This is a genomic window from Acinetobacter tandoii DSM 14970 = CIP 107469 (genome assembly GCF_000400735.1).
Taxonomy (GTDB): Bacteria; Pseudomonadota; Gammaproteobacteria; order Pseudomonadales; family Moraxellaceae; genus Acinetobacter; species Acinetobacter tandoii.
Genome location: NZ_KE007363.1, coordinates 1 through 5,654 on the forward strand (window position 1 = coordinate 1; position 5,654 = coordinate 5,654).

The following is a 5,654-nucleotide window of genomic DNA, read 5'->3' on the forward strand; positions in this document are numbered from 1 at the left end:
AGGAAGATATGCGGTGCATGTGGAGGGAATAAGTGTCACTGGTGCATCGTAGCGATAGTGAAAGCTGAGAAGCAGGAGCTGAACCGTTACAGGGGAATCCCACAAAAGCGGAGCGTTGAGAGTAGTTGTATAGGTTGGTTAAGTTGCATGTTGGAGCAATCCTCGCAGAGATACCACCATACTTCGACAGGGAGCGCGTGGGGAGAGGTGCAGTACCTTTAGTCCTTGTCTGCCATGTATGTGAAGCATGGTGCGGATACGACCGATGCGTGGCTCCGTCAGCCTAATCAGGTTAAATCGGCAATACTTAGGGGATGTGTTATTTTTTGAATGACAGCCCTTAGGGAGAGTATTGCCGAAACTCTCTCAACGTTCACCATCAGCCCGAGCAAAGCGAGGGATGTGGGGACGTTGAAAGAGAGTTGAGAGCATTTTGTTTTACAAGATTTATGCCAGTTCTTATTAGGGTTTATATACTGTATCATTTGATTAAATTTTAGTATAAATAATTCTTTCCCTTTTTAAATAAGCAAGGATACACAGTTACCCCTATTTCACTTCGTTTAATAGTGCTAAGCTGTGACCTTGATCAGGGGCTTCACCCCCGATACCCCCGAAAAGCTTTAAACAGAAAAATCAAAGATTTTCCTCTAAACCGGTTAGACCAAGAATGGGATTGTTCAAGTGGAAATAGATTCAGTAACTAAACAGAAAGTAGTACGGGAACGGACGTTTAAAGTCAGACTTTCAGAATCAGAATATCAATTGCTCGATGCCAATAATCCTTTTGGTTCAATCGCAAAGTTGCTACGTCAGTCAGCAGTAGATAAAGCAACAAAGATTTATAATTCCAAAGCAGATGATGACCAAAAAATTAAAGCAACAAAGGTTGTTGAATCTTCGTATAGCAAGACAGAGCGAGTGTTAATTTTAGAACTTGGTCGAATTGGTAATAACGTGAATCAGATTGCCAAAGCGATTAATACGGATATTGCAGGGACAGGTACTTTTGACAAAGTGAAGTTACTTCATTTGTTGATTTCCATAGATCAACAACTTCGGGAGTTACGACCAGATGATCGTTGATTTTTTTAGACATGGTTCAGGATTATCTAAAGGTTGTCTAGATTATTTGCTTGGTGAAGATAGAGAGCGAGAACATGCACAGGTTTTAAGTGGTGATGTTGACTTGACCGCTCAACTGATTGATAGCAGTCCTTTTGCCAAGAAATATACCAGTGGTTGTTTATCCTTTTACGAGCATGCTTTATCTGACCAGGATAAACAGAAAATCATGCAAAATTTTGAGGAATGCCTTTTCCCTGGTCTCGATAAAGATCAGTACCAAATTTTATGGGTACAGCACCAAGATAAGGTGAATCAAGATACTGGAGAGACACGGCTTGAGCTGAATTTTGTGATTCCAAACGTTGAGCTTTCGACAGGCAAACGGCTACAGCCATTTTATGCGCCAGTGGATTTAGATCGAGTGGATCTGTTTAAGCAGATTACCAATGCAGAACATCAACTATATGATCCCGATGATCCGAACAATCAGCAGCTTTTAATCAATAAGAAGAACTTACCCAAGGATGTGAAGGATTTTAAAGATCAGTTACACCAAAGGATTTACCAAGCTGTAGTCGATGGCAAAGTTGCCGATCGGCAAAAATTGGTTGAATGGCTTGAATCGAATGAAATCAAAGTCACCCGACAAACCCAAAAATCAATATCAATCGAAAATCCATACGAGGGCGCAACACGTCCTATCCGTTTAAGTGGAGAGGTTTATGAGCAAGGCTTTAGCGCTACTGGCGAATATCGACAAGAAGTACAACAGCGAATTGCAACGTACCGAGGAACAACTTCTGAGCGGTATCGAGCAAACGTCACAGATTATCAAAGACAGCTTGAGCACAAGAGCCAATATCACAGCGACCGCTATCCAGCAGTCAGACGAGAAATTAGCGCAGAACCTACAGAACAGCTCACAGCAGATCGAGAAGCAGCTCGACCAGTACCAAGCCTTGCTACAGTCCAAATTGAGCCGTTTAAAGCAAATGAACGAGCAGATACAGACAAAAGAACAGCAAGTTCAGAACAAAAGCCTACTGAAACAGCTTACCACTTTGAATATGGCAATGATTTTGGGAGCTGCTATTTTAATTATTCTCATTATTGCGCTCGGTTTTATGGGCAAAAGCAAGTACAACGAGATACGGACACTCAATATGACCATCAACGAGAAACAAATGCGAGTGGATCACCTGAACCGATCGGGGGGCAGTTTGACGTTCAGCACATGCAGACAGCAAAACAGCAAAGCCCAACGTCTATGTATTCAGATCAACAAGGACGCAGGGGATTGGCAGAACAACTTCATGGTGCCGATGGGGTATTAAGTGATGACCGAATTAGAAACACAATTATTGAGAATCATCGAAGAACAACAGCAGCAATTACAGCAACAACAAACTCAGTTGCAGCAGCAACAGCAGAGTTTAGACGTGATGCAAAAGAAAATTATCCAAGCCTTATCAGCACAATCAAAGGCAATGGAGAGCGTACAGACAGACTTAGTGCAAACACAAAAGTCATTATCGACAATACAGACACAATTTCACGAATTGGAAAAAAATACAGCGACCTATACCGAGCAGATCAATGGCAAAGTCCGAGAGATGAGCCAGATTACAGCGAACAACGAAGAAGTTCTGGAGAGAATCTCAACCATACAGCATTCAGTCTCGTCAGAAGTAGCCAAAGCTCAGCAGAATTTGCTCGAAACGTCCGAACTATTGAAGCGAATATCGTCCAAATGAAGGAACGGAAAAAGGAAATGGAGCAGCCCCAACCTAAGCGAGATCGGGGCATGAATTTTGGCATGTAGGGTTTATGCTCGATTCCGACTGTTGCTAATCAAAAATATGGAACAATGATTAAATATTAGGCGTGAAACGTGAAGAATCAATAAAAAAGCCCGACTTAGACAAGTTAGGCTTTTTTATTGATTGTAAATTATTGAAATAATTAAACTAATTTTGTATTTATGTGCACTAATGTGTGCACATAAAAGCGGAGACTTTAATTTGGTAGGGTTCTTTAAGCCCAGTCATTTCATCCTAATCATTTGGTCGAGTGACAATTGGAAAAGTTGAGTCTGGACGTTTAAACATTGCAAAGAATTTTCCAATTTCCAATGGATTGCCTTTGACTTTACTTTCGTTAGAAAGCAGGACTTTTACCCCTTTTATTTGACCTGTAATCATTTTTAGATATAAGGGCTTGGTTACGGTTAATGTTGGGCAATCCGATGCCAAATCTTTACTGTCATCATGACGCTTAAACTGCATGATTGAGTTTTCAACCCATAATGAAAAATTCTCTTGGGTATCCGACAAAACCAGATTGATACACTGGTTTTCATTTTTTAAATTTTCCACATCTAAATTTGTCGCCATGGCTTCAAGAAATCTTTCAGTTGGCGTGTGAATCAATAAATCACTCGGATCAGATGTATTTTGTAGGGGTACATTATTTTGTAGCTCTTGAGCACCCACCAAAAAGAAATTACGCCAAGTTGAAGCCTCAGCAGCATAGCCCAATTGACGATACGTATTTGCCAATAAGTCTTTTGCTTGTTGGTTTTGAGGGTTATTCAACACAATATGTTTTAAAATCTCGGCAGCCCATCTATAGTCAGCTTGAGCATAGGCATCCCGCGCATTTTTTAATGCATTATTCTCCCCACCTGCCAACTCAATATATTTTTTTGCAACAGCTTTAGGCGGTAATGGATCTAAATTGGAAGGATGAGCATCGAACCATCCCATATAGTATTGGTATATCGCTTTTACATTATGCTTTAAGGTTCCATAATAGCCATGCGCATATAGCTTTTGATCAAGTGCCGCTGGAAGCTGAATTTTCTCGGCAATTTCAGCACCATTAAAACCAGAGTTCATATATCTCACCGTCTGATCATGTGTGAACTTATAAACATCTCGCTGGGTTTTAATAAAATCTTGAATATTGTCATTGCCCCAGACAGGCCAATGATGTTGTGCAATCAATACATCGGATGCTTTGGCATGCTGCATTGCTTGGTCTAAATAGCCTACCCATTTTAAGGCATCACGGACTTTGGCACCGCGGAGGGTATAAAGATTATGCATGGTATGCGAAAGAATTTCTGCGCCATTATAAAGTTTCAGTGATGGGATAGAGAAGGTTAACTCTGCTGGCGCTTCTGAACCCGGCACGTTATAAAACACAAAATCCAAACCATCAATGGTCATTTTCTGTTCTGCTTGGGTGATCAGTTGTGTAGGCTCAAGGATTCCCATTTTCCCAACAGCAACAGCCTTACCTAAACCTGTATCCACCAATCCTTCAGCATTCTTTGGTAAAAAGGTTCCATACATATAGGTCGCACGACGTATCATGGCTGAACCTGCCATCAAATTTTCACTGGTCGCTTCTTCCATAAAGCCTTGTGGCGCAATAATTGGGGTTTTTCTAGCGTTAATTTCTTCTGTAGAAAGAACGCCTAATGCACCACCAAAATGATCGATATGGCTATGGGTAAAGATAATGGCTGAAATTTTTTGCTCACCTAAATGCTGCCTAGCAAATTTAAGTGCTGCTTCAGCCGTTTCTTTAGAGGTTAATGTATCCACAATAATCCAGCCAGTATCACCCTGAATAATGGTCATATTTGCCAAATCAAAACCACGAATTTGCCAAACTCGATCTGTCACTTTAAATAGACCAACATTATTGTTGAGCTTTGCTTGTCGCCATAGTGCAGGATTAACAGTATTTGGTGCTGGATCATTTAAAAAATTAAACGCATCAAAATCCCAGATCACATTGCCTTTTTCACTTTTAATTTGACCTGTTGGCTTGGCAATAAAGCCTTTTTGCGCATAATTAAACTCTGTCATATCGTCTAAATTATATTTCGTTTTATACGCATTATTTGATTCAATGACCGCTTTTTCGACTTGTCCATTTGCTGCAAAAACAGAAAATGGCAAAATAAACATCAATGAAACCGTTAAAAATTTAACTTTCATTGTCTTTCCTTCTTCAAAATATCCATAAATGTTGATTTCCTTGTCTATACTATTTTTGATATGTGTTGAATTAATAGAAGCTTTTCAATTCAAACATTATAATAACAGCCATCATTTTTTATGATGGAATCATAAAATAATATTTTACAAGAATATACCTGTTTTTATTAAAACTACGCAGTCCTTATTGGGCATGAGTTAGTAGGAGAGAAAAATAAAAATTTTGTTAAAACCTAAAGAAAAACCCCTCTGAGTCTTGCAACTTAGAGGGGTTTTGTCTTAAATTTGGTGGTACGCAGTTATTTGATGTTCGAGCATCAAGTAACGAAGATCATAAGGTTTGACGACCGTTATGATTTCACCTTTCGGCTTGTACCGCTTTTCAAATTCTATCAAATTGATAAAAAATGGCAAGCATTGTATCAGTAAAAAGTCTTTCGTTACCTGACTCTCGTTCATCCAATAAGCAATACATAGACAGTATTCGAGCCTTATCAGCTTCTGTGCATCCTTTTTAAGGAAGATATGCGGTGCATGTGGAGGGAATAAGTGTCACTGGTGCATCGTAGCGATAGT

Annotated in this window: 3 protein-coding genes; 2 read left to right on the top strand and 1 reads right to left on the bottom strand. The window is 39.8% G+C overall.

Features of this window, described 5'->3' with window-relative positions; translation table 11 throughout:
- Nucleotides 1–684: 684 nt before the first annotated feature.
- Nucleotides 685–1,086, top strand: coding sequence for a MobC family plasmid mobilization relaxosome protein (locus I593_RS03875; protein ID WP_016165284.1), 402 nt, complete (start codon nt 685–687; stop codon nt 1,084–1,086).
- The gene (locus I593_RS03880) at nt 1,076–2,890 is read left to right on the top strand and encodes a relaxase family protein (protein ID WP_016165285.1); all 1,815 of its coding nucleotides are present in this window, start codon (nt 1,076–1,078) and stop codon (nt 2,888–2,890) included. Before I593_RS03875 ends, I593_RS03880 begins: the two co-directional genes overlap by 11 nt.
- A gap of 232 nt (nt 2,891–3,122) precedes the next feature.
- Here I593_RS03880 and I593_RS03885 read toward each other — a convergent pair whose 3' ends face one another.
- Nucleotides 3,123–5,078, bottom strand: a complete 1,956-nt coding sequence (locus I593_RS03885) for an alkyl/aryl-sulfatase (RefSeq protein WP_004870594.1) — start codon at nt 5,076–5,078, stop codon at nt 3,123–3,125.
- Nucleotides 5,079–5,654: the final 576 nt, after the last annotated feature.